General features: G+C 70.0%; 1 pseudogene. It reads right to left on the reverse strand.

Features of this window, described 5'->3' with window-relative positions:
• Positions 1–551, reverse strand: a pseudogene (gene tolB, locus VQ02_RS33720) (Tol-Pal system protein TolB); the annotation flags it as partial.
• Positions 552–609 lie beyond the last annotated feature (58 nt).

A 609-nucleotide genomic window follows, 5' to 3' on the forward strand; every position in this document is an offset into this window, starting at 1 on the left:
GAGGGCGAGTAGCGCGGCGCCACCACGGCGGCCTCACCGCTCGTCAGGTAGCGCACATTGGCGCCGTCCTGGTCCATGATGGCGAGGCGCTTGCGCCGGTTCTCCTTCGCGCCCGATTCGTCGACGAAGGCCACGCGGGTATCGAAGAAGCCGCCGATGCCGGTGATCTTGGTGTAGACCGCGTCCGAGATCAGGTGGCCCATGCGCCGCGCATTGGCGCCATCGCCGGCATATTGCTGGCCGATCATCTGCTGGCCGGAGAGCACGTCCCAGAGCCGGAACTCGGTCTTGAGCCGGCCCGACCCGTCGCGGGTGACGCGGCCGGTGACCAGGCCCTGCACGCCGGCCTCCTTCCACGCCGAGAAGTTCGGCGCGGCGTCGAAGTTCGGGCTCTCGGGGAAGCGCGCCTTCTCGATCGGCGTGAAGTAGCCCGAGCGCTTCAGGTTGTTGGTCACGATGCCCGACAGCGTCGCGCCGAGGTTCGGATCGCCCGAGAAATCCGCCACCGCGATCGGCATCGGCTGGAAGGAGCCGCCGGGACCGATGCGCAGGTTGAGCTGGGCCTGGGCGGGGGCGGGAACGCCGGCGACGAAGCCGGCGGCGAGGCAG

The organism is Methylobacterium variabile (genome assembly GCF_001043975.1).
Lineage (GTDB): Bacteria > Pseudomonadota > Alphaproteobacteria > Rhizobiales > Beijerinckiaceae > Methylobacterium > Methylobacterium variabile.